This is a genomic window from Skermanella rosea (assembly GCF_016806835.2).
GTDB lineage: Bacteria > Pseudomonadota > Alphaproteobacteria > Azospirillales > Azospirillaceae > Skermanella > Skermanella rosea.
Genome location: NZ_CP086111.1, coordinates 4,753,675 through 4,775,372, shown reverse-complemented (window position 1 = coordinate 4,775,372; position 21,698 = coordinate 4,753,675). Strand labels below are relative to the sequence as shown.

The window sequence follows — 21,698 nt, the reverse complement described above, 5'->3', positions numbered from 1 at the left end:
TGTCCGCACTGTGCGTGGGGACAGTAGCGCCGGGGAGAGCCCGCGTCTGCGGGGCCAATCGGCTAATCCCAATGTGTCAGCCCCTTTGACACCGCCGACACCGGACAAACCGGAATTGCGCGTTTCTGGTCAGGGGTTTGACGGCGGCATCGTCGGGATTCTTTACGGTCGCCGCCGGCGGGGAATCGGGAAGAGCGCCCGGAACAGGGCTTCGGGGTCGATCGGCTTGGCGATCATGCCGTAGCCGGCCAGTTCGATCTCGCGTTCCCGCACGGCGCCGTCGTCCCCGGACAGGATGAAGCCGCGCACCGGCGCCTTCAGGGAATGGCCCTGGCCGCCGATCAGCGTGTGCATGGTGAAGATGCCGCCGGCTACGCCGGCCCGTCCGCCCAGCCGGAAGTCGGCGACGATGGCGTCGGGCGGGACGGAGGCGCCGGCCAGGAGCCTCTCCGCCTCCGCCGCCGTGCGCGCGGTTTCGACCGTCCCACCCCATTCCTCCACGAGCAGCCGGATCGCGTTGGCGGCGGCCGTTTCCTCGGTCAGGACCAGCAGCCTCAGGCCGTCGAGCGGCCGTGTCGCGGCCGTGCCGCCGGCCGGTGCCGGCGCCGCCGAGCGATGACTCAGCGGCAGGGCGATGGTGAAGCAGGAGCCTCGGCCGGGGGTGGTCGAGACCTCCACCGTGTGCCCGAGCCGCTCCGCCAGGCGCTTCACCACCGGCAGGCCGAGTCCGAAGCCTCCGGGATAGGAGCGGACGCTCTGCGAGCTGCGGAAGAAGTCCTGCCAGATCAGCCCCAGCTCCTCCGCGGCGATGCCGCGGCCGGTGTCCAGCACCTGGATGCGGAGCCAGTCGCCCCGGCGGCGGCATCCGACCACGACGCGGCCCTCGGCCGTGTAGCGGAGCGCGTTGCAGACCAGGTTCTTCAGCATGGTGTCCAGCAGCGCCGGATCGGTCCGGACGGTGGCGGAACTGGGATGGAGCGTGAAGCCCAGTCCCTTGCGCTCCGCCATCGGGCTGAACTCGTTCGCCAGCGTCACCAGCGAGGCGTTGACGGGGTGGTCGGTGAGGTTGAGCTGGACCTGCCCCGAATCCACCTGGTCGAAATAGAGCTGGCCGTCGACCACCGTCTGCATGGACTGGATCGCCCGGCCCATGGCGGCCAGCAGATCCTGGGAGATCGGGTCGTGCAGGCGCTTGGTGAGGGAATTCGACAGGAAGGACAGCGCGCTCAGCGGTTGCCTCAGGTCGTGGTCGGCCGAGGCGATCATCCGGGTGCGGACGCGCGCCATGATCTCCGACGGCTTCTCGCTTCCGTGGAACAGGGCCGGGGAGTCCGCCGGGAAGACGGTGTTGATCCCGTGCCAGTTGAGGATCGCGCCGCCGCCGCCGGTCAGCGGCTGCGCCTGCACGACGAAGACGGGCGCCGAGCCGTCGGCGGCCAGCAGCCGGACCTCTGCCGTCATCGGGGTGCCGGACCGGCAGGCCTCCCGCCAGTCCGCCAGGAAGCCCGGCAGGTCGTCGGGATGGACGAGCCGCTGCCAGCCGTCGGCGAGCATGTCCGAAGCGGAGCGGCCAGCGAAGCGGCGCCAGCTGCCGTTGACATAATCCAGGCTGCCGTCCGGACGCGCGATCCAGAGATGCGTCGACTGCCGTCCGACCGCGGCGTCCCTGGGCAGATCCGGCTTGTCAACGTTCATGGCATCCAACCGCCGTCCTGTTTGGAACTATCCGGCCCGCGGCATCGTCTTCCGGGCGTTCAGCTCCTCCTCGTGCTCGATCATCCAGAGCGCGCCCTGGATGCGGTTCTTCACGTTCATCTTGCGGAACGCGTTGTTGATATGAAGACGGACCGTTATGTCCGCAATTCCCAGCGTCCGTGCGATCTGCTTGTTGCTGTAGCCCAGCTTGACGTACTGCATGACCTCGAACTCCTTCGCGGTCAGGGCGCGGCGGCGTTCGGCCAGGCCGGGGTCCAGGTCGTGCGGTGTCTTCTCGATCAAGAGATCGGCGAGTTGCGCGGGGAAGACCTTCTCGCCCAGGATCACCAGCATCAGGGATTCGAACAGCGCGTCATGGGAGATCGACTTGACCAGATAGCCCATCGCCCCGGCCTCGAAGCTGGCGCCCAGGCTGTCGAGGGAGAGGCGCTCGGCCAGGATGACGATCGGCTTGGTCGGCGCGGCGGCCTTGAGCGCCGCGATGCCCGTTCCCGCCTGATCCGCGGCGGCGCCGCTCAGGATGACCATGTCGCACCCGGACAGCCCCCGGTCGTCCCCGGTCGCTTCCGCGACGCCGGAATGGGATGCCGTGACAGCGAAGGCACCGGCCGGAGCCATGGCGGCCAGGAGCGACCGATAGGAATCGCTGGCGTCGATATGCAGGAGTTTGATCATCGCGATTCCATTCTTCTTGGCCGATCGTTTCGTGTCCGGCCCGCCCGATCCCTTCGGAGCGGGGCCCGATCCAGGTTCGCCGGCTGGTGCCCAGGCTATAACGGTTCGAAGTCCCGGTTAAGTCAGCCGATGCGCCTAAGCTGGACACGGGCGCGACCGCGCGGGACCACGTGCCACCATAGCGCGGAGTCCGGGCCGACAGTCCGATCGAATTGTTTTAATCCGCAAGACCAGGGAGCGTTCAGCCCAGCATGCCGTCGGCGGTGCCCGTGATGAAGACGGCCAGGACCATGTCGAGCAGGACCACGCCTGCCGCGGCGCCGCCGCTGATGTCCAGGGTCGTCCGGGCGATGAACCACTGGTAGATCAGCACCAGAAGCGTCACGATCAGTACCATTCCCTCGCCCAGGCTTTCGGGCACCAGGCCGGAATCCGCGACGGCCACGACCGGCAGGTAGACGCCCATCTGGATCACCGAGGACCAGTTGTAGGCGCTCAGGAAGTCGAAATACCGGCCTGAACGGTCGAGCAGCCCGCTGATGTGGAACATGGCGAGCGGGAAGGCGCTCCAGCTTATGACATAGGCCAGCCCTTCCACCGTGATGAAGCGCAGGGCCGATACCTGGGGCAGCACGTCCCACAGGCGCAGCACGACCAGCACGGCATAGGCCGGCAGGACGATCAGGGCGGCGTAGAAGGATCGCAGGGCGCCTTCCGGCGTGCGGTCGAAATAGCTGAGGCCGGTCTTGTCGAGCATGGCCAGCCGGTAGGCCCCGAAGATCGAATAGACCGCTTCCCGTGCCGTCAGCGTCATGCCGCGTCGCCTCCGGTGGATGGGGAAGGATCGGGAGCGAAGAACCCGTCGATCACGGCCTCGTAGATGGCGGTCAGCCGTTCCACGTCGGCCACGGCCACATGCTCGTCCACCTTGTGCATGGTCTGCCCGACGATGCCGAACTCGACCACCGGGCAGTGCGACCTGATGAACCGGGCGTCCGACGTGCCGCCGGTGGTGCTCAGCTCCGGCCGGCGGCCGGTCACCCGCTCGACCGCGTCGGCGACCAGATCGCTCAGGCGGCCGGGCGGCGTCAGGAAGCTCTCGCCGCTGACCCGGAACTTCAGGTCGTAAACCCCGCCGACGGTGTCGCAGGTCCGCCTGATCCAGTCCTTCAGCGTGTCCGACGTGTGCTCGTCGTTGAAGCGGATGTTGAAGCTGGCCGAGCCCCTGGCCGGAATCACATTGTCCGCCGGGTTGCCCACGTCGATGGTGGTGATCGCCAGGGTGGAGGGCTGGAAATGGGCGTTGCCCCGGTCCAGCGGCTCCGCCGTCAGCGCCGCCAGCATCCGCACCAGGCGGGGCAGGGGATTGTCGGCCAGGTGGGGATAGGCCACGTGGCCTTGGGTGCCGTACACGGTCAGGTAGCCGGTGATGCTGCCCCGGCGGCCGACCTTGATCATCTCGCCCAGGGTGTTGGGATTGGTCGGTTCGCCGACGATGCAGGCGTCCAGCACCTCGCCCTTTTCCGCCAGCCAGTCCAGCACCTTGCGCGTGCCGTTGACGGCGGGCCCTTCCTCGTCCCCGGTGATCAGCAGGCTGATCGAGCCGGGCGGCGGACCCGCGCGGCCGAGCCGCCGGGCGACCGCCGCCGCGAAGGCGGCGACGGCGGCCTTCATGTCGGAGGCGCCCCGGCCGTAGAGCCGGCCGTCGACGATCGTGCCGGCGAACGGGTCGGCGGCCCAGGCCGCGGGGTCGCCCGGCGGCACCACGTCGGTGTGGCCGGCGAAGCAGAGGTTCGGGCCGGCGGTGCCGAGGCGGGCGTACAGGTTGTCGACCGGGGCCGTCCCCTCCTCCTCGAAGCGGAGCCGGTGGCAGACGAAGCCCAGCGGCTCCAGCGCCCGCCGCAGCACGTCGAGCGCGCCGGCGTCGGCCGGCGTGACGCTGGGGCAGCGCACCAGCGCCTGGGTCAGGGCAACAGGGTCCAACGCTGCCGGGGCGGCGGTCATCAGGCGCGCAGCAGTTCGTTGATCGAGGTCTTGGAGCGGGTCCGCTCGTCCACCTGCTTCACGATGACGGCGCAGTAGAGGCTGGGGCCGGGGCTGCCGTCGGGCAGCGGCTTGCCCGGCATGGTGCCGGAGACCACGACCGAGTAGGCCGGAACGCGGCCGTACAGGATCTCGCCGGTCTCGCGGTTGACGATCCGGGTCGAGGCGCCGAGATAGACGCCCATCGACAGCACGGAGCCGGTCTCGACCCGCACGCCTTCCGCGACTTCCGAGCGGGCGCCGATGAAGCAGTTGTCCTCGATGATCACGGGGTCCGCCTGAAGGGGCTCCAGAACGCCGCCGATGCCGGCACCGCCGGAGATATGGCAGTTCTTGCCGATCTGGGCGCAGGAACCGACGGTCGCCCAGGTGTCCACCATGGTGCCGCTGTCCACATAGGCGCCGATGTTGACGAAGCTCGGCATCAGCACGACGCCCGGCGCGATGTAGGCGGACCGCCGCACCACGCAGTTGGGCACCGCGCGGAACCCGGCGGCGCGGAACCGCTGGTCGTCCCAGCCGGCGAACTTGGACGGCACCTTGTCGAACCAGGAGGACGCGCCCAGCGCCGCGTCTACCGGCCCGCCGGGGATCGGCGCCATGTCGTTGAGGCGGAACGACAGCAGGACCGCCTTCTTCAACCACTGGTTGACCTGCCAGCCGCCGTCGCCGGAACGCTCCGCCACCCGGAAGCGACCCTCGTCCAGGCCCGCCAGGGCGGTCTCGACCGCGTCGCGGACGGCGCCCCTGGTGCCGGTATTCAGCTGGTCGCGGTTTTCCCAGGCGGCCTCGATGGCGGTCTGAAGGTCGGTCGTGTCGGCGGAGGTCATGGCAGGGGTCGATCCGGCTCTATATCAGGGAAACCGGAACATGGTTCACCGGCAAAGCCGCTGTCAACTGCCGACCGCAGTCGCGTCCGGAGACCCGCCCGGCCGCGTCAGGCCGACCAGCCATTCGATCAGGTCGTCCACCGCATGATGGATGTGGTCGCCATGCCCGACGCCGCCGCGGTCGGGGCGGGCGAAGTCGGCTTCGGTCCGGACCCAGACGGTGGTCATGCCGAGTGCCGCGGCCGGGACCAGGTTGCGCGCGATGTCCTCGACCATGCAGGCGCGCCGGGGTTCGATGCCGTGCCGCTCGACCAGTTCGCCATAGGGGCGGGGATCGGGCTTCGGCACGTAGCCCGCCGCGACGATGTCGTAGATCACGTCGAAATGCCGCGCGATGCCGAGGCGGGCCAGCACGTTGTCGGCGTGGCGGCAGGACCCGTTGGTATAGACGATCTTGCGGCCGGGCAGCCGTTCCAGCGCCCGGTCCAGCTCGGGGCTGGGGATCACCGGCGTCACGTCGATGTCGTGGACGTAATCCATGAACTCGATCGGATCGACGTCGTGCTCCGTCATCAGGCCGCGCAGCGTCGTGCCGTAGTCGCGGAAGAACTGCTTCTGCCGGCGGCGCGCCTCGTCCCACGGCAGGTCGAAGCGCTCGCCGATGAACTCGGTCATGCGCTGGTCGATCTGGGCGAACAGGTTGCTGGAGGCCGGGTAGAGCGTGTTGTCCAGATCGAAGATCCAGACGTCGATGCCTGAAAGGGGCGAGGGGGAGCGGGTGTCGGTCGCGGTCATGGCGTGACAATGGGCCGGATGGGCCGGTACGGCAAGTGGCTGCACCGCGGGGGACGCCTTTGCGTCGCCGCATTCGCGCATTATGTGATGGACGCCCCGGGGGAAGGATCCCTCTTCGTGACGGATAGGATGGAATGAAGACTGTGGCTGCGGTGCGCAATGCGTTGCTGGGCGTGGCGATCCTCGCCGGCGCCGGCATCAGCGCGGGTTACCCGGAAGGCTCTCCGGCCCTGGCGCAGGTGGCGCCGGCCCACCAGGACGCCACCGCGGTCGGCGAGACCTTCGTCGCGGCCCGCCAAGCGCTTCTGGCGAAGGACGGCAGCGGCGTGCTGGAGCTGCTGTCGCGCGATAGCCTCGCCCGCGTCGAGCGGACCCGCAAGGCGGCTCTGGACGGCGAGATGGCGGGTCTCGGCCCGTCGGAGAAGTTCGGCGCGCTGGGATTGCAGCACTATCTGAAGCCGGCGGAGCTGAAGCGCATGACCCCGGCCCAGATCGTCGAGTTCGGCCTGCGCAAGAACTGGCTGGGACCCAACGTCATCACCCAGGCCGGCATGGAGAAAGTGTCGGTGCGCGGCGATCGCGCCAGCGGCACCCTGGTGGTCAACCAGCGCCCCGTCATGGTGCCCGCCGACTTCGTGCGCGAGAACGGGGAGTGGCGCGTCGACCTGACCCGGGCCATGGACCTGACCGACGCCATCGTCCGCGGCACCGCCATGGCGACCAAGCGCAGCGAGGACGCCGTCGTGCGGGAAATGCTCGACCGGGCCGTCCGGAACCAGCCGCCGGCGCGCTGAGGGGGGCGGGGCACCTAAAGGCGAAGGACGGGCATGCATCATGGACAGCGGCGAAGGAAGCCTCCGTCGCCCATTCCGCCGCCATTTCGCTCTCGCAGGTCGATTCGTTTCCGATGTAGTCTTTTCTGAAGACGCGACGAGAATCGGATGAGCAAGCTTAACTACACTTTGCGACCTCAACCATCGTTGAAGGCTGCCGCGGTGGAGCTGTCGGCACTGCAGACCGAGGAGTACTTCAGGAATCGGGCGGCCGCTGGAGAGCGCAGCGCCTTCCTGGATTTTTGAACGGGGCCGGGGACGAGGAATCTTGCGGCGGCGACGTCCTGCCTGATCCGGGCGAAGGAGCGTCGCGCTAGAGCTGTGCCCGATCAGGTCGATCCGTCCGGGACAGCCGATCCGATGCGTTGGGTCACGGGCCCTACCTACAATCGTCGGCTCGCATCACCTTTGCCCTGCATCGAACCGTAGGTTGGGCCCATGGCCCAACACAGTGCGGCGAGTGGAACGGCCAGGCAGCCGGGCCAGCATTTTGTCGGCATGCCGGCCGGATCCGTTGGTATAGACGTTCCTGCGCCCTCAGGAGCGCCTGGGCCAGTCCATCCGGCTCACGGCGATGCTGTTCCCACTCCCGCAGCGTCCAGCTGTTGATTCCGAAAGGGAGGCGAACTCTTCCTGGGTGATGCCGAGCCGCTTGCGAATTACCCTGGCGTCCAGGTCGGGGGAGCGGGCGACGAACTCGGAGGGGGACTGGCTGCCCAGATCGGGCGCGGTGTCGGAGTCCTCCGCGATGTGGCGCTCAATGTCGGCGTCGGTCGTCGCCTCTATCTTCCGGAAGTCCGCCGGATGAGCCTCGGCGACCTCCTCCAGGGAATACCGTTTCATGAATCCGCGACTCCCAACGGTTTGCTTTGCGCGCTGAAATCATCCAGCCACAGGGGCTTTCGTCGTCGGCGAGCCGCCACGTATAGACAACCGCGTAGCATGTCGCATCGACCTTGTCGGCGTCGGGGCTAACCCGGTGATGCCGCTGTGGTGGATGGATCAGGCATGGGAAGGGGGAACCGGGTCCCCCTTCGGCGGCCGGTCGGCGCCTCAGTCCCGCCCGATCATCGTTCCGGCGCCGCCTTCGGTGAAGATCTCCAGCAGCAGGGCGTGGGGTACCCGGCCGTCCAGGATGACCGAGGCGTCGACGCCCTGCTCGACCGCAGAGATGCAGGTTTCGATCTTCGGGATCATGCCGCCGGTGATCGTGCCGTCGGTCATGTAGCGGCGGGCGTCCTCCAGCATCATGTTGGGAATCAGGTTCTTCTGCTTGTCCAGCACGCCGACGACGTCGGTCAGCAGGAACAGGCGGGTGGCCCCCAGCGCGGCGGCGATGGCGCCGGCCGCCGTGTCGGCGTTGATGTTGTAGGTCTCGCCGTTGCGGCCCAGGCCGATCGGCGCGATCACCGGGATCACGTCCGACTTCTCGAAGGTCTCCAGGATCTGGGGGTTCACCTGGTACGGCTCCCCGACGAAGCCCAAATCCAGGATCTTCTCTATGTTGCTGTCGGTGTCCCGCTGGGTCCGGCGCAGCTTGCGGGCACTGATCAGGTGGCCGTCCTTGCCGGACAAGCCGACCGCCTTGCCGCCCTGGTTGTTGATCGCGGTGACGATCTGCTTGTTGATGGAGCCGGACAGGACCATCTCGACGATGTCCACCGTTTCCTTGTCGGTGACGCGCAGGCCGTCGACGAAGGAGCTCTTGATCTTCAGCCGCTCCAGCATGGCGCCGATCTGCGGCCCGCCGCCGTGGACCACCACGGGGTTGATGCCGACCTGCTTCAGCAGCACGACGTCCCGGGCGAACATCTCGCCCAGCGACTCGTCGCCCATCGCGTGGCCGCCGTACTTGATCACGAAGGTGCGGCCGGAATAGCGGCGCATATAGGGAAGGGCCTCGGACAGGGTCCTGGCCTTGTTCAGCCATTCCTCGCGGGACAGCTGCGGCGGGGCGGGGGGGACGGTCGGTTCGCTCATGGCGCGGGACTCTAAGCCAATGGGGTGGTGCCTGCTAGCGGCGGTTTTGCGACAGACCGCTTTCCCGTTGCAAGTGATTCGGCCGCAACACTGCCGTGACTTCGCGTCCCCCGGCCGGACTCGGTCAGGCCGGCAGCGCCAGGGTCGCCAGGCTGGCGCGCAGCTCGGGGATGCCGGTGCCTTCCTCGGAACTGGTCGAGGCCACCTCGGGATGGGCGGCGGGATGCTTCCTCAGGCCGGCGACGGTTTTCTCCACGACGGCGGCCTGCTCGGCCTTCTTGACCTTGTCCATCTTGGTCAGAACGACCTGGTAGGGCACCGCCGCCTTGTCGAGCATGTCCATGATCTCGACGTCGTTCGGCTTCAGCCCGTGGCGGCCGTCGATCAGCAGGCAGATCCGGCGGAGCGTGACCCGGCCCTTCAGGTAGTTCTTCACCAGCCCGGTCCAGGCGGCGACCTTGGTCTTGGACTCCTTGGCATAGCCGTAGCCCGGCAGGTCGACCAGGATCATCCTGCCGCCCAGGTCGAAGAAGTTGAGCTGCTGCGTGCGCCCCGGCGTGTTGGACGTGCGGGCCAGCGTCTTGCGGCCGGTCAGGGCGTTCACGAGGCTCGACTTGCCGACGTTGGACCGGCCGGCGAAGGCGATCTCCGGCAGGGTGGCCTCCGGCAGGTTGGCCTCGTCGGCCGCACCCCAGATGAAGTTGCACTCCTTGGCGAACAGCAGGCGGCCCTCCTCCAGGCCGGACTCGGTCTGCTCGGGCATCAGGGTCGGGATGATCGGGCCGGTCATGGCGGTCGCGTTCCTTCTTCTCTCTGGCTCTGGGCCCATGTCTCATAACGACGAACGCCGCCCGCGGTTGCCCGGGGCGGCGCTGTCGGAGCGGGGCTCCCGCGTCAGGTCACCTTGACGCCCATGCGGCGCATGATGATCCATTGCTGCAGGATCGACAGGCTGTTGTTCCACGCCCAGTAGATCACCAGTCCGGCCGGGAAGCTGGCGAGCATGAAGGTGAACACGAAGGGCAGCGCCATGAACACCTTCGCCTGCACCGGGTCCGGCGGTGCCGGGTTCAGCTTCTGCTGCAGGTACATCGTGATGCCCATGATGATCGGCCAGACGCCCAGGTGCAGCAGGCTCGGCGGGTCCCAGGGGAACAGGCCGAACAGGTTGAAGATGGTGGTCGGATCGGGGGCCGACAGGTCCTTGATCCAGCCGAAGAACGGCGCGTGCCGCATCTCGATGGTGACGAACAGCACCTTGTAGAGCGCGAAGAACACCGGGATCTGGATCAGGATCGGCAGGCAGCCGCTGACCGGGTTGGCCTTCTCGCGCTTGTACAGCGCCATCATCTCCTGGCTCATCCGCTGGCGGTCGTCGCCGAAGCGCTCGCGGATCTTGGTCATCTCCGGCTGCAGGGCCTTCATCTTGCTCATGGCCTTGTAGGACTTGTTGGCCAGGGGGAAGAAGACCGCCTTGACGCAGACGGTGAACACCAGGATCGCCACGCCGAAATTGCCGAACAGCGTGCCGAAGAAATCCAGCGCGTAGAAGAACGGCTTGGTCAGGAAGTAGAACCAGCCGAAGTCGATCGCGAGGTCGAAGTTCTTGATGCCGTACTGCTCCGCGTAGGCGTCCAGCAGCTTGACCTGCTTGGCGCCGGCGAACAGGCGGTTGGTCGTCTCGGTGCTCTCGCCCGGGGCGATCGTGACCGGCTGGCCGGTATAGTCGACCTGATAGCGGTCCTGGCCGTTCGCCGAGGTGTGGCGGACCTGCGACCGGAACTGGTCGTCCTGGTCCGGGATCAGCGATACCAGCCAGTACTTGTCGGTGATGCCCATCCAGCCGCCGGTGGTCTGGTGCTGGATGTTGCCGTCTTCCTTGATGTCGCCGTACTTGTACTCGCGCAGCGTGCCGTCGAAGACGCCCAGCGGGCCTTCGTGCAGGATGTAGTAGCCCAGGGTCGGCGGCGTGCCGTGGCGCGACACCAGCCCGTAGGGCACCAGCGACACCGGCGCTCCCGTGTTGTTGCGCACCCGCTGGGTCACCGTGAACATGTAGTTCTGGTCGACCGAGAAGGTCTTCTCGAACACCAGCCCCTGGCCGTTGTCCCAGGTCATGGTGACCGGATTGTCCGGCGTCAGCGGCTGGTCCGGCGCGGTCCACTGGGTCGAGGCGTTCGGCACCGGCTGGTCGGTCCCGGCGGCCGGAACCCAGCCGAACTCGGCGTAATAGGGCTGGGTGGTCCCGGCGGGGGAGAGCAGCACGATCTCCGGGCTGCTGCGGTCTGGCGTCACGTGGTAGTCGGCCAGCGTCAGGTCATCCACGCGCGCTCCGACGGTCGAGATCGTGCCGTGCAGGCGCGGCGTGTCGATCCGGACCCGCTGGCCGGCCGCCACCACCTGGGAGCGGTCCTGCGGAGCGCCCGCGGCCGGGGCCCCCGGGATCGGAACCGGCGATCCGTCGGCGGTGATGCCGTCCGGAGTGGTCGGAGCGGGCAGGCGGGCCTGCTCTTCCGCGCGCTGTTGCGCCAATTCCGCCTTGCGCTGTTCCATGCGCGGGATTTCGTAGAAGTACTGAAATCCGAGCAGGATGACGATCGACAGCAGGATCGCCACGAGGAGGTTGCGCTGGTCAGTCATGGATCCTGGTCAGTCCCTGCCGTGGTCGCATCTGTTATGAATCTTATGTTTGGTGGCCTGCCCGGCGTCGGCCTGACGGGCGCTGGCATCTCCAGCATCCGGCACCGGGTCCCAGCCTGCTCCGCCCCACGGATTGCACCGCAGGATGCGCCAGGCGGCCATCAAGCCGCCGCGGACCGCGCCATGCTTAGATAGCGCTTCCAGCGCGTAGTTGGAACAGCTTGGTTCGAAACGGCAGTTGTTGCCCAGAACCGGGGCCAGGGTCCACTGGTAAACCCTGACCAACGCGCGCAGCAGCCATGCCGCAGGGCTTGCGCCCGCAGGGGTGCCGTCCATCGTGCCGCCGCTCATAGTCCGGTCCCGCATCGGTCCGTCCCACGTTGTGCGCGCCACGCCTTCAGGCGCTTGAGGCAGGTCGTCAGGTCCTGGCGCAGATCTTCCCACGGGCGGACCAGCGTCTCGCCCCGGGCGATCAGCACGAAATCCGTCTCGGGCGCGCCGTGCTCGGCCAGGATCTCCGCCGCGAGCGCCCGGAGGCGCCGTTTCGCCCGGTTGCGGGCGACGGCGTTGCCGACCTTCTTGCTGGCCGTAAAGCCCACGCGCACGGACGCCTCGCCGGCACCGGGGTGCTGGCGGTCGTCATGGCGGCGGGCTTGCAAGATCAGGCCGGGAGCAACCCATTTACGGCGTGCGCCGGCTACAGCGAGAAATTCCGGCCGCCGCTTGAGGCGCCCGAGCCCGGGCGCGCTCCCCTCGGGCGGCATCGGGCTTAAGCGCTGAGGCGCTTGCGGCCCTTGGACCGGCGGGCGGACAGAACCCGGCGACCACCCACGGTGGCCATACGGGCGCGAAAACCGTGCCGGCGCTTGCGCACGATCTTACTCGGCTGGTACGTGCGTTTCACGACACACACTCCGTTGAAACTGGTGACTGGAAAAACGAAGGACGGTGTATAGGGGCAGGGGCCGCGCGAGTCAATCCAAGTTCGTCAACGCCACTTGCCCGTCAGGAGCGGCTCGATCGGGTGCCTGCCCTTTGCGAGGCGGAGTTGGGTGAAGATGTCGGCCGACCCTTCGGACTCATCCTCCGGGTCCAGCCCGATGCCGAGGTCCCCCTTCACGTCGCGACCGGCTCCGACCAGGATGAACTCGGCCCCGGCATAGTCGAGCAGCCGCGTGTCCTCGGCCGCGAAGCGGCGGCCGCGGAATTCCTCCCGGAGCTTCTCGGGATAGTCCGCCTCCCGATCCTCGTCCAGCCCGGCCTTGGCCGGCGAGCCCTTCTCGGGATTCTTGACCGAGAGCGCGAAGCTGCCTTCGGGAAGGATGTTCAGCTCCCCCTGGACCGGGCCGGGCTTCTCCGGAAGCTCCAGCGCATAGGCCAGATGCAGGGAATGGCCGGTCCTGGCCAGCACGTACACCCCTTCGCCGGCCGGGCGTGCGGCGGGACGTACGCGCTCGCCCCGGGTCTTCGTCCGGTAGTGCTGCTCGTCCAGCTCCGAGGTGATCTCCTTCGCGCTCTTCGCGACCAGATCGACGAAGCCCCAGTTGCGCTCGTGGTCCTCCACGTCCGGCAGCCGCTTGCGGCCGACGGTCATCAGCCGGAACCGCGCCGCCCCGTCGGGGCGGAGGACGATGTGGAAGCGCTCCACGTCCCCGATCCCGCCGGCGCTCTCCTCCGGCTCGCCCTCGGCGCGGACCCTGGGGCGGTACAGGAAGTAGATGTCGCCGCGCTCGACGATTTCGGCGTGCCGGCGGCTCTTTCTCTCGGCCATGGCGTTGGATCCCCGATGCCGTGTGTCATGACCCGATCAACCGTCCCCGCCAGCCAACCTCACGGCCGGCCTCACGGCAAGGTGACTGGCCGGTGAACATCGCCCGATGGTAACTCTCGAAAGCACCCCGCCGATGGAGAGGAAGACGCCCATGGCCGCTGCCGAACCGATGTCCGAGCCCTCCAACCTGAAACGCTTCCTGCCGCTGGCGGTGCTGGCCGCCGGGCTGGTCGCCTTCTTCGCGCTCGGGCTGCACCGCTACCTGAATTTCACCAGCCTCGGCGAGCACCGGGAAACCCTGCTCGACCTGGTCGCGCGCCATCCCGTGGCGGCGCCCCTGGCCTTCATCGGGGCGTACGCGGCGGCGGTGGCGTTCTCGATCCCGGGCGCCGCAGTGCTGACCATCGCGGGGGGCTTCCTGTTCGGAACCCTGGCGGGCGGCATCTACGTGGTCACGGGCGCCACGCTCGGCGCGGTCGGCGTGTTCCTGGCCGCGCGGACCGCCCTGGGAAGCGGGCTGCGCCGGCGGGCCGGGCCGTGGATGGCAAAGCTGGAGGCAGGGTTCCGCGAGAACGCGCTCAGCTACCTGCTGGTCCTCCGGCTGGTGCCGCTGTTCCCGTTCTGGCTGGTCAACCTGGTTCCGGCGTTCCTGGGCGTGCCGCTCGGCACCTACGCGCTCGGCACCTTCCTGGGGATCATCCCCGGCAGCTTCGTCTACGCCTCGGTCGGCAACGGCGTGGGCACCGTGTTCGACGCGGGCGGAACGCCGGACCTGTCGATCATTTTCAAGCCGGAGATCCTGCTGCCGATCGCCGGGCTGTCGCTGCTGGCGCTGGTGCCGGTCATCTACAAGAAGTTCAAGGGGAATAGCGCCAATGGCTGAGATCAGGACGGACATCTGCGTGATCGGTGCGGGTTCCGGGGGGCTTTCGGTGGCGGCCGGCGCGGTCCAGATGGGCGCCTCCACGGTCCTGATCGAGCGCGGCGCCATGGGCGGGGACTGCCTCAACTATGGCTGCGTGCCGTCGAAGTCGCTGCTGGCCGCCGCGCGGGCGGCCGACGCGGTCCGCCACGCCGGCCTCTTCGGCGTGAACGGCCACGAGCCGGAGATCGACTTCGCCCGCGTCCACGACCATGTCCACGGCGTGATCGCGGCCATAGCGCCCAATGATTCCGTGCAGCGGTTCGAGGGGCTGGGTGTCCGGGTGATCCAGGCCCAGGCCCGCTTCACCGGCCCGGACACGGTGGAAGCCGGCGGCACCACGGTCCGCGCCCGCCGCTTCGTGCTGGCGACGGGCTCGCGCGCGGCCACGCCGCCGATCCCCGGCCTCGACGCGGTGCCGTACCTGACCAACGAGACGATCTTCGAGCGCAAGGCTGCGCCCGATCACCTGATCGTGATCGGCGGCGGGCCGATCGGCATGGAGATGGCCCAGGCCCACCGCCGGCTGGGCGTCCGGATCACCGTGCTCCAGAAGGACACCATCCTGCCCAAGGACGATCCCGACCTGGTCGCGGTGGTGCGCGACCGCGTCCGGGCGGAGGGGGTGGACCTGCGCGAGCGGGCGGAGATCGCCCGCGTCGAGCGCCACGGCAACGGCATCGCCGTCGTGCTGGCCGACGGTGGCCGGGTCGAGGGTTCCGACCTGCTGGTGGCCGCCGGGCGGCAGGCCAACGTGGACGGCCTGGGGCTTGATCTCGCCGGGATCGAGTACTCCCCCCAGGGGGTGAAGACGGACGCCCGGCTGCGCACCACCAACCGGCGGGTCTATGCCGTGGGCGACGTGGCGGGCGGACCGCAGTTCACCCACATCGCCGGCTACCATGCCGGGATCGTGATCCGCAACGCGCTGTTCCGGCTGCCCGCCAAGGTGGATTACAGGGCGCTGCCCTGGGTCACCTATACCGAGCCGGAACTGGCCCATGTCGGCCTGACCGAGGCCCAGGCGCGCGAGGCCCACGGCGACGTGCGCGTGCTGACCTGGGGCTTCGAGGAGAACGACCGCGCCCAGGCCGAGCGGGACACCGAGGGCAAGGTCAAGGTCGTGACCCTGCCCAATGGCCGGGTCCTCGGCGCCTCGATCGTGGGAGCCCATGCCGGGGAACTGATCCAGGTCTGGTGCCTGGCGATCTCGCAGAAGCTCAAGATCGGCGCCGTCGCCTCGATGATCGCGCCGTACCCGACCCGGGGCGAGGCGGCGAAACGGGCGGCGGGAAGCTTCTACACGCCCAAGCTGTTCAGCGGCCGGACCCGCGGGCTGGTCCGCTTCCTCGGCCGGTTCGGCTGAAACTTTCCGCCGCACGGGTTCAATAAGCCGGCTTTTTAAGTATAAGGTGTCCGTCCCCAACGGAACGGATGCGCCGCCGGCCATGATCCTTCGCAAGTTCGCCACCAGCCTGTCGGCCAAGCTGCTGGTCATGACCATCCTGTTCGTCATGCTGGCGGAGGTTCTCATCTTCGCGCCGTCGGTCGCCCGTTTCCGCCAGGTCTGGCTGGAGCAGAGGATGGCGGCCGGCCATCTCGCGGCCCTGACGATCGAGGCGGCGCCCGACCAGATGGTCACCGAGGAACTGGAGACGAAGCTGCTCGCCCATGTCGGCGCCTATTCCGTCGATCTCGAGCTGCCGGACGAGCGCATCTACATGCTGAGCACGACGCCCGCTCCGCCGGTGGCGCAAGCCTACGACCTGAGGCGGGCCACATGGTTCGACATGATCATGGACGCCGTGGCCCTGCTGGTCCGCCGGGACGACCGGGTCATCCAGGTCGCCGGAGTCTCGCCGAAGGACGGCGGCGCCGAGGTCGAGCTGGTGCTGGACGAGGCGCCGCTCCGCGCGGAGATGATCGATTTCGCCGAGCGGATCCTGGCATTGTCGGTGCTGATCTCGCTGATCACCGCGGGTCTGGTGTTCCTCAGCCTGAACGGCCTGATGGTCCGGCCGATGCAGCGGATCACCGCCAGCATGATGGCCTTCCGCCGCGATCCCGAGGACCTGTCGGCGACCCTGCCGCCGACCGGCCGGGCCGACGAGATCGGCATGGCCCAGCGCGAGCTGATCGACATGCAGGCGGCGCTGCGCTCGGCGCTGCGCCAGAAGGAACGGCTGGCGGCCCTCGGCACGGCGGTCACGAAGATCAACCACGACCTCCGCAACATCCTGTCCACCGCGGCGCTGGTTTCCGAACGGCTGGCGGTCAGCGAGGATCCGGAGGTCCGCCGGGTCACGCCGCGCCTGATGCAGGCGATCGACCGGGCGGTCGAGCTGTGCAGCCAGACCCTGGCCTATTCGCGCGACGGCACGCTGCCGCTCAGGCGCGCGGCGGTGCCGCTGGCCGAGATGGTGGAGGAGGTCGGGGCCGAGCTGGCGCCGGCCGCCGGCACCGGCATCGCCTTGGTCAACCGGGTACCGCGGGGACTGAAGGTCCAGGCCGATCGCGAGCAGCTTTCCCGCGCGCTGGCCAACCTGGCGCGGAACGCGCTGGAGGCCGGCGCCACCGAGGTCACGGTCGCCGCGGCGGCGCCGGAGAGTGACGGCCGGCTCGCCCTGACGGTCAGCGACAACGGGCCGGGCCTGGCGCCCCGCGCCCGGGAGAACCTGTTCCAGCCCTTCGCCGGCTCCGCCCGCGCGGGCGGGACGGGGCTCGGCTTGGCGATCGCCCGCGAGGTCGCCCGCGCCCACGGCGGCGACATCCGCCTGGCCGGGAGCGATTCCCGCGGCACCTGCTTCGTGCTGGAACTCCCGCTGGCCGGCAGCCCGTCGTCTTAAGGCACCCGGGATCCTCCTCAAGGATCGATTGCGACGATCGCGCCGTTTCCCTATTAGAGATGCGGAATCATCGACGGTGGCGGCGAGCCGCCTTGCGGAACGGAGGAGAGTACGGTGGACAAGATCGGCACATGGGTGACCAACGGCATCGTCGGCGTGATCGGCCTGATCGGCCTGTTCGTGGCGTCGCGCGCAGCGGATCACACGTTCTATTACATGGGGCTGATCGTTTTCGCGGTGGCCGTCGGCGTGATCTTCTTCTCGATCCGCCGGGCCTTCGACCAGGCCGGCGCGCGCCCCCGGGGACCGGGCGATACCGCGGCCCACGAGAACTGAGAGCGGACGTCGAAAACGGAAAGGCGCGGCGCCCAGGGGGCACCGCGCCTTTTTCCTGACCCGAAGGTCCGTCAGCGATCAGGAGTTGATCGTGATGGAGCCGATCGAGGTGTTGTCGCTGACGTCGCCGCCCAGGGCGCCCGAGGCGGCCGAGCTGGAGCCGGCATCGCCGCCGAAGCCCGACGCGGTGCCCGAGGCCGAGCCATTGCCGTAGCCGCCGAAGGCCGAGGCGGAGCCCAGGCCCGCGCCGCCGACGCCCATGGAACCCGAGGTGGAGTGACCGAACGCGTCGCCGCCCGACTTGCCGCTCTGCTCAACGCCGACATTGGTGCTCATGATTTTCTCCGCTGATCGAAGGTTTGTTCCAGTTCGCCGTCGGCACCGTCGCCGTCCGCCGATGCTTCCTCTATCAGCAAGCCGCGTGCCACTTTTGAAAGTGGTGGGAAAGCCGCCGCCCCGATGGGTTTTTCCAGGGCTTGGACATCGCCGGCCCGGTCTGGGGCCGCTCAGTCCGTCGAGTTTGCTGGAACCTGTCCAGTAATTTTGGACTACCTCGATCGGGGAGTCTATTCCACCAGCGCTATGTAGCTGAGCAGCGGTTCCCAGTCGGTTCGGTAGTCGCCGACGCGCTTGCCCTTGAGGTCGAACAGGCTCAGGCCCGTGGCGGCGGTGTCGGGGTAGAGCTGAGTGTCGCGGATCCGGGTCACGACCCTGTGTCCGACGCCGTCCAGGAACTCGTCCAGCCGGTCCGCCGACCGGGTCCGGGCGCGCAGCCGGTTGCCGACCACCGCGACCGCCTTCTTGTTCTTCGCGATCGGCTTCAGCTCTTCCAGCTTGTCCAGGAAGCGCCGGGTCGCCTGCTCGTCGAAGGTGCTGGGCAGCACCGGCAGCACGATCACGTCGGCCAGCCTGACCAGTTCCTCGATCTGCTTGGTCTTGAGCGCGGCCGGCGCGTCGATCACCAGCCGGCCCGAGCCCTTGGGCGGCGTGGCCAGGTCCTTGCTCCAGTCCAGCCCGGTCAGGGGAGCCGCATCGGCCGGACGTCGGTCGACCCAGCCCAGGCTGGATTTCTGGCGGTCCACGTCCGCCAGCAGGGTGTTCTGCCCGGCCGTCGCGAAGGCGGCCGCCAGATGGGTTGCGATCGTGGTCTTGCCGCAACCGCCCTTGATGTTGGCGACGAGGACTGTGAGCATGGTGGCGGCGATCCTATCCTACCCGTTGGAAGCCTTCGACCAGAAAGGCTTCGCCGCGGCGAAATTCTCCCAGTCCTGGATCAGCCTCGGCTCGATCTGGGCGACGCCGCGGGCGTGCCAGCCGATCACCATGCCGCCGCCGATCCGCCACAGCTCGGGACCGCCGGCCTGCTCGGCCGCCAGCCGCCCCATCAGGGACTCCGCGGTGGCGACGTCGTTCAGGTGGCCCAGGTCGTCCTGCAGGGCGGCCAGCCGGCGGAGATACTTCGCCGTGGCCTTGTCGCCGTAGAGCGAGCGGAAGAACTCTGCGGCGTAGCGCAGTTTCTTCAGGGAGATGCGCAGTTCGTGCCGCTGTTCGGCGCGCAGGTGGGCGAAGCCGGCGCCGCGCCGGCGCGACTGCTTGTGCCGTTTCGCGAGCAGCCCGTCGGCGAGGTCGGTGACGGGGGCGAACAGCCGGGCCGCCTCCTCCGACAGCGGCTGCTGGCGCCAGGAGCGCGCCTCCAGCCAGCTTCCCAGCTTGAGCAGCAGGGTGGTGTAGCGAGCCGACAGGATGGCCGCCCGCGCGCGTTCATAGGCCCGCTCCCGGCTCGCCAGGGCCGCTTCCCGCAGCGCGCTCAGGGGGCCGCCCCGGGCGGATTCCTCGTCCAGCGCGCCTTCGACCGGGGCCAGCAGGTCCGCCAGGAAGACGTCCCAGTCCCGCGCGTTGCCGAGCTCGCCGGCCAGCCACTTCACCTCGGCGGCCAGCCAGCCGTACTGGTCCGCCGGCACCAGCTTGCGGAACAGTCCCAGGGCGGAGCGCAGGCGCCGCAGAGCCACCCGCATCTGGTGGACGCCCTCGGGGTCGGCGCCCTTGAGCGCCGACGCCTCGTTCAGCACCACGTGGCTCAGGCAGTTGCGCATGATCGAGGCCAGCGCCTGCTCGGCGGTATGGTCCGGCGTCAGCATCAGCTTCTGCGCCTTGACCGCCGATTCGGCCTCGCCCGCGGCCAGGGCGTAGCCGCGCTCCGCCTTGGTACGGGTCTCGATCCGCAGCGGCGCCACGCCCGACAGCTCCAGCGCCAGGTCGAACAGGGCCTGGGGGTCGCCGCCCTTGAGCTCCAGCTCCAGCTCCGCCAGGGGCATGACGTCGCCGCCGGACGTCCGGATCTCGCCCTGGTCGATGGCGACCTCGATCACGGTCTCGGGGCCGCGGCCCGCGGCGCCGTTCAGCATCCGGACCTGCCGCTTGACGTGGCTGGCGAAGACCGGCCGCAGGTCGGCCTGGGTGATCGGGCCGAGCCGGCGCAACGGCTCCTCGTCCGTCACGGCGGCGAGGTCGGGTTCCGCGGTCGGCACCGCGCATTCCCACTCGCCCCGGCTGAACACGCCGCCGGCATGCTCGTTGGCGGCCTTGATGGTCTGGACGAAGCTGCGTCCCTGCTTGCGGACCCGCAATGTCACGTCGCGGCTGCGCAGGCGCAGGTCCTCGGTGTCGTAATAGACGCTCTCGAGGTTCTTGGCGGCCGGACGGCCCGCCGATCCGGCCAGTGCCGGGGAATTGCGGAAGCGGGGCAGATGCTGCGGCTCGACCCGCAGCTTCAGCTCGATCTCCTGGCTTGCCATTCTTTCGTGTCTCTCAACCCGGGGACAATGTCAGCGCCCGAGATTTGTCATGAAACTGAAAACATTGGCAAACTTTATAGGAGACAGCCCATATACAAACAATATGTAATATTAGTTTCACAAAACTGTAATAATGATGCTTCCGCCGGAAAGACGACGGCGGCGCGATGCTGGTGTCGCCGGCCCGCCGCCGTCGCTTTCACCGCTTGCGCAATACCACCACCTTGGACATGAACGCCAGCGTCGTTTCGACGATTTCGAGCCCGGCCTGCGAGAACAGGGCGCCGATGTCCTGGCGGATATAGTCGTCGTAGTAGGGTTCGTAGAAGGCCAGCGGGAACAGGTCCAGCAGGCCGTCATAGTCGGGCCGGTCGCCCTTCTGCAGGGTCTCGACGAAGACCAGGATGCCGTCGCGCTTCAGCACCCGCGCCATCTCGGCCGCGGCGGCGGCCCGCACCTTGCGGGGCAGTTCGTGGAACAGGTAGATGCAGGTGACGGCGTCGAAGCTCTCGTCCGGGGCCGGTATGCTTTCCGCCGCGGCCTGGACGAACCGGGTCCGCGACCAGGGGCTGAGCAGCCGCCGGGACTGGCGCAGGTAGTTCGGGCTCAGGTCCAGGGCGGTGACGTCCAGCCGGGGGTAATTGTCCTTCACGAAGGTCAGGAAGCGCCCCGTGCCGCAGGCCACGTCCAGGAGCCTGCACTCGGAGACCCTGCGCTCCCGGAAGTGATGGTGGAGCGGCACCAGCGCCTGCCGGCGCATCGCGTCCGCGCCGCCGCCGAACAGCACCTCCACCTGATGGTCGTACAGTTCGGCCGAGTGGTCGCTGAGATAGCCGTCGGTCTGGTAATGGAAGTTCTGAAGATAGTAGCGCGGCAGCTTCGCGCCCTCAGCCCGCCGCTCCTCGAAGACCTCGGTGGCGATCCGGTCGCGCCGCCGGCGCCGCACCTCCGGCAGGTCCTGGAAGAAGCGCACCGCGTCGCGCAGCACCTTGCGCGGCGGCTCCACCATGTCGTGGGGCATGCGGTAGTAGCCGGCGTCGATGTTGGCGAAGTCGCGGCGCATCAGCTCCCTGATGTCGGCCAGGATGACCGCCCTGTCAGGCGTCTTCAGATCCTTGGGCAGCCGGTCCCTGGGCACGACCCGGCCGTTCAGCCTGGCCGCCAGGAGGTACTGCCCGAAGAACCACGAGATGCGGGCGGTCTGGCTGAGGGCATAGGCCGCGCGTCCTGCCGGTCCGATCATGGTCGAAGCTCCGTCACCGTTGGCGATCATACCAGAGCTATGCTGGTTTTCCGGGCCGCCAAGTCAAGCCGCCAAGTCAAGCCGGGAGCGGCCGGGGCGCAGGCGGCGCCCATTTCGATACGGGTAGCCTGACATAGTCGCCGCCCCTTGCGGAGGCCGGAGATTGATTTGCCGGGCCGGTTGTGGTTGGTTCCCCCCGCGGCGACAGGCATCATGAAAATGCCACGAAGTCATTCTGCGACACCTTTGGCGATCCACTGGGCGCGCACTATC

General features: G+C 68.5%; 24 protein-coding genes. 6 read left to right on the top strand and 18 right to left on the bottom strand.

Going from position 1 to position 21,698, the window contains the following annotated elements; all coding sequences use genetic code 11:
* Positions 1-162 precede the first annotated feature (162 nt).
* From JL101_RS22405 to JL101_RS22380, 6 genes are all read right to left on the bottom strand, one after another.
* Positions 163-1,695 (bottom strand): ATP-binding protein, encoded by a 1,533-nt coding sequence (locus tag JL101_RS22405; protein WP_203096177.1) that lies wholly within the window; start codon positions 1,693-1,695, stop codon positions 163-165.
* Positions 1,696-1,722: 27 nt separating this feature from the next.
* Complete coding sequence (locus tag JL101_RS22400; RefSeq protein ID WP_203096179.1) at positions 1,723-2,391, bottom strand: LuxR C-terminal-related transcriptional regulator; 669 nt, start codon at positions 2,389-2,391, stop codon at positions 1,723-1,725.
* A gap of 241 nt (positions 2,392-2,632) precedes the next feature.
* Positions 2,633-3,205, bottom strand: coding sequence for a hypothetical protein (locus JL101_RS22395; RefSeq protein WP_203096181.1), 573 nt, complete (start codon positions 3,203-3,205; stop codon positions 2,633-2,635).
* The gene (dapE, locus tag JL101_RS22390; RefSeq protein ID WP_203096184.1) at positions 3,202-4,395 is read right to left on the bottom strand and encodes a succinyl-diaminopimelate desuccinylase; all 1,194 of its coding nucleotides are present in this window, start codon (positions 4,393-4,395) and stop codon (positions 3,202-3,204) included. Before dapE ends, JL101_RS22395 begins: the two co-directional genes overlap by 4 nt.
* On the bottom strand, positions 4,395-5,264 hold the full coding sequence (dapD, locus tag JL101_RS22385; protein ID WP_203096186.1) for a 2,3,4,5-tetrahydropyridine-2,6-dicarboxylate N-succinyltransferase: 870 nt from the start codon (positions 5,262-5,264) through the stop codon (positions 4,395-4,397). The genes dapE and dapD overlap by 1 nt, the downstream gene beginning before the upstream one ends.
* 63 nt (positions 5,265-5,327) lie before the next feature.
* Positions 5,328-6,059 (bottom strand): pyrimidine 5'-nucleotidase, encoded by a 732-nt coding sequence (locus JL101_RS22380; protein ID WP_203096593.1) that lies wholly within the window; start codon positions 6,057-6,059, stop codon positions 5,328-5,330.
* Between the two features lie 134 nt (positions 6,060-6,193).
* Between JL101_RS22380 and JL101_RS22375 the strand changes: the two genes are divergently transcribed.
* Both JL101_RS22375 and JL101_RS22370 read left to right on the top strand, forming a co-directional pair.
* Positions 6,194-6,853, top strand: a complete 660-nt coding sequence (locus JL101_RS22375; protein ID WP_203096188.1) for a hypothetical protein — start codon at positions 6,194-6,196, stop codon at positions 6,851-6,853.
* A gap of 147 nt (positions 6,854-7,000) precedes the next feature.
* Positions 7,001-7,138, top strand: a complete 138-nt coding sequence (locus JL101_RS22370) for a hypothetical protein (RefSeq protein ID WP_203096190.1) — start codon at positions 7,001-7,003, stop codon at positions 7,136-7,138.
* Between the two features lie 291 nt (positions 7,139-7,429).
* On the opposite strand, the gene JL101_RS22365 is transcribed toward JL101_RS22370, so the two are convergent.
* From JL101_RS22365 to JL101_RS22330, 8 genes are all read right to left on the bottom strand, one after another.
* The gene (locus tag JL101_RS22365) at positions 7,430-7,735 is read right to left on the bottom strand and encodes a hypothetical protein (protein WP_203096192.1); all 306 of its coding nucleotides are present in this window, start codon (positions 7,733-7,735) and stop codon (positions 7,430-7,432) included.
* Positions 7,736-7,945: 210 nt separating this feature from the next.
* Positions 7,946-8,872, bottom strand: coding sequence for an acetylglutamate kinase (gene argB / locus JL101_RS22360; RefSeq protein ID WP_203096194.1), 927 nt, complete (start codon positions 8,870-8,872; stop codon positions 7,946-7,948).
* 124 nt (positions 8,873-8,996) lie between these two features.
* On the bottom strand, positions 8,997-9,662 hold the full coding sequence (gene yihA, locus JL101_RS22355; protein WP_203096196.1) for a ribosome biogenesis GTP-binding protein YihA/YsxC: 666 nt from the start codon (positions 9,660-9,662) through the stop codon (positions 8,997-8,999).
* Positions 9,663-9,766: 104 nt separating this feature from the next.
* Positions 9,767-11,512, bottom strand: a complete 1,746-nt coding sequence (yidC, locus tag JL101_RS22350; RefSeq protein WP_203096198.1) for a membrane protein insertase YidC — start codon at positions 11,510-11,512, stop codon at positions 9,767-9,769.
* 9 nt (positions 11,513-11,521) lie between these two features.
* On the bottom strand, positions 11,522-11,863 hold the full coding sequence (yidD, locus tag JL101_RS22345) for a membrane protein insertion efficiency factor YidD (protein WP_228435072.1): 342 nt from the start codon (positions 11,861-11,863) through the stop codon (positions 11,522-11,524).
* Positions 11,860-12,276, bottom strand: coding sequence for a ribonuclease P protein component (gene rnpA, locus JL101_RS22340; protein ID WP_203096200.1), 417 nt, complete (start codon positions 12,274-12,276; stop codon positions 11,860-11,862). Before rnpA ends, yidD begins: the two co-directional genes overlap by 4 nt.
* Before the next feature lie 5 nt (positions 12,277-12,281).
* Entirely contained in the window at positions 12,282-12,416 is a 135-nt protein-coding gene (gene rpmH, locus JL101_RS22335; protein ID WP_201073882.1) for a 50S ribosomal protein L34, read from the bottom strand.
* Positions 12,417-12,500: 84 nt separating this feature from the next.
* Positions 12,501-13,283 carry a hypothetical protein gene (locus JL101_RS22330; RefSeq protein WP_203096202.1) on the bottom strand — a complete coding sequence of 261 codons (783 nt, stop codon included), beginning with the start codon at positions 13,281-13,283 and terminating at the stop codon, positions 12,501-12,503.
* 151 nt (positions 13,284-13,434) lie between these two features.
* Between JL101_RS22330 and JL101_RS22325 the strand changes: the two genes are divergently transcribed.
* The 4 genes from JL101_RS22325 (at position 13,435) to JL101_RS22310 (ending at position 17,387) form a co-directional block, all read left to right on the top strand.
* Positions 13,435-14,166, top strand: a complete 732-nt coding sequence (locus JL101_RS22325) for a TVP38/TMEM64 family protein (protein ID WP_203096204.1) — start codon at positions 13,435-13,437, stop codon at positions 14,164-14,166.
* Positions 14,159-15,571 (top strand): dihydrolipoyl dehydrogenase family protein, encoded by a 1,413-nt coding sequence (locus JL101_RS22320; protein WP_203096206.1) that lies wholly within the window; start codon positions 14,159-14,161, stop codon positions 15,569-15,571. Before JL101_RS22325 ends, JL101_RS22320 begins: the two co-directional genes overlap by 8 nt.
* A gap of 82 nt (positions 15,572-15,653) precedes the next feature.
* A complete protein-coding gene (locus tag JL101_RS22315; RefSeq protein ID WP_203096208.1) occupies positions 15,654-17,051 on the top strand; it encodes a sensor histidine kinase in 1,398 nt (465 codons plus the stop codon).
* Positions 17,052-17,165: 114 nt separating this feature from the next.
* Positions 17,166-17,387, top strand: a complete 222-nt coding sequence (locus tag JL101_RS22310) for a hypothetical protein (protein WP_202681892.1) — start codon at positions 17,166-17,168, stop codon at positions 17,385-17,387.
* A gap of 78 nt (positions 17,388-17,465) precedes the next feature.
* Here the strand turns inward: JL101_RS22310 and JL101_RS22305 are convergent, their stop codons facing one another.
* The 4 genes from JL101_RS22305 to JL101_RS22290 form a co-directional block, all read right to left on the bottom strand.
* Positions 17,466-17,723, bottom strand: coding sequence for a hypothetical protein (locus tag JL101_RS22305; protein WP_203096210.1), 258 nt, complete (start codon positions 17,721-17,723; stop codon positions 17,466-17,468).
* Positions 17,724-17,953: 230 nt separating this feature from the next.
* The gene (locus tag JL101_RS22300; protein WP_203096212.1) at positions 17,954-18,580 is read right to left on the bottom strand and encodes a ParA family protein; all 627 of its coding nucleotides are present in this window, start codon (positions 18,578-18,580) and stop codon (positions 17,954-17,956) included.
* 18 nt (positions 18,581-18,598) lie between these two features.
* Positions 18,599-20,182 (bottom strand): CYTH and CHAD domain-containing protein, encoded by a 1,584-nt coding sequence (locus tag JL101_RS22295; RefSeq protein ID WP_203096214.1) that lies wholly within the window; start codon positions 20,180-20,182, stop codon positions 18,599-18,601.
* 199 nt (positions 20,183-20,381) lie between these two features.
* The gene (locus JL101_RS22290) at positions 20,382-21,425 is read right to left on the bottom strand and encodes a class I SAM-dependent methyltransferase (RefSeq protein WP_203096216.1); all 1,044 of its coding nucleotides are present in this window, start codon (positions 21,423-21,425) and stop codon (positions 20,382-20,384) included.
* Positions 21,426-21,698: the final 273 nt, after the last annotated feature.

Coding starts and splice junctions, on each gene's coding strand:
- JL101_RS22405 (WP_203096177.1), bottom strand. CDS start 1,695: ATGAACGTTGACAAGCCGGATCTGCCCAGGGACGCCGCGGTCGGACGG.
- JL101_RS22400 (WP_203096179.1), bottom strand. CDS start 2,391: ATGATCAAACTCCTGCATATCGACGCCAGCGATTCCTATCGGTCGCTC.
- JL101_RS22395 (WP_203096181.1), bottom strand. CDS start 3,205: ATGACGCTGACGGCACGGGAAGCGGTCTATTCGATCTTCGGGGCCTAC.
- dapE (WP_203096184.1), bottom strand. CDS start 4,395: ATGACCGCCGCCCCGGCAGCGTTGGACCCTGTTGCCCTGACCCAGGCG.
- dapD (WP_203096186.1), bottom strand. CDS start 5,264: ATGACCTCCGCCGACACGACCGACCTTCAGACCGCCATCGAGGCCGCC.
- JL101_RS22380 (WP_203096593.1), bottom strand. CDS start 6,059: ATGACCGCGACCGACACCCGCTCCCCCTCGCCCCTTTCAGGCATCGAC.
- JL101_RS22375 (WP_203096188.1), top strand. CDS start 6,194: ATGAAGACTGTGGCTGCGGTGCGCAATGCGTTGCTGGGCGTGGCGATC.
- JL101_RS22370 (WP_203096190.1), top strand. CDS start 7,001: ATGAGCAAGCTTAACTACACTTTGCGACCTCAACCATCGTTGAAGGCT.
- JL101_RS22365 (WP_203096192.1), bottom strand. CDS start 7,735: ATGAAACGGTATTCCCTGGAGGAGGTCGCCGAGGCTCATCCGGCGGAC.
- argB (WP_203096194.1), bottom strand. CDS start 8,872: ATGAGCGAACCGACCGTCCCCCCCGCCCCGCCGCAGCTGTCCCGCGAG.
- yihA (WP_203096196.1), bottom strand. CDS start 9,662: ATGACCGGCCCGATCATCCCGACCCTGATGCCCGAGCAGACCGAGTCC.
- yidC (WP_203096198.1), bottom strand. CDS start 11,512: ATGACTGACCAGCGCAACCTCCTCGTGGCGATCCTGCTGTCGATCGTC.
- yidD (WP_228435072.1), bottom strand. CDS start 11,863: ATGAGCGGCGGCACGATGGACGGCACCCCTGCGGGCGCAAGCCCTGCG.
- rnpA (WP_203096200.1), bottom strand. CDS start 12,276: ATGCCGCCCGAGGGGAGCGCGCCCGGGCTCGGGCGCCTCAAGCGGCGG.
- JL101_RS22330 (WP_203096202.1), bottom strand. CDS start 13,283: ATGGCCGAGAGAAAGAGCCGCCGGCACGCCGAAATCGTCGAGCGCGGC.
- JL101_RS22325 (WP_203096204.1), top strand. CDS start 13,435: ATGGCCGCTGCCGAACCGATGTCCGAGCCCTCCAACCTGAAACGCTTC.
- JL101_RS22320 (WP_203096206.1), top strand. CDS start 14,159: ATGGCTGAGATCAGGACGGACATCTGCGTGATCGGTGCGGGTTCCGGG.
- JL101_RS22315 (WP_203096208.1), top strand. CDS start 15,654: ATGATCCTTCGCAAGTTCGCCACCAGCCTGTCGGCCAAGCTGCTGGTC.
- JL101_RS22305 (WP_203096210.1), bottom strand. CDS start 17,723: ATGAGCACCAATGTCGGCGTTGAGCAGAGCGGCAAGTCGGGCGGCGAC.
- JL101_RS22300 (WP_203096212.1), bottom strand. CDS start 18,580: ATGCTCACAGTCCTCGTCGCCAACATCAAGGGCGGTTGCGGCAAGACC.
- JL101_RS22295 (WP_203096214.1), bottom strand. CDS start 20,182: ATGGCAAGCCAGGAGATCGAGCTGAAGCTGCGGGTCGAGCCGCAGCAT.
- JL101_RS22290 (WP_203096216.1), bottom strand. CDS start 21,425: ATGATCGGACCGGCAGGACGCGCGGCCTATGCCCTCAGCCAGACCGCC.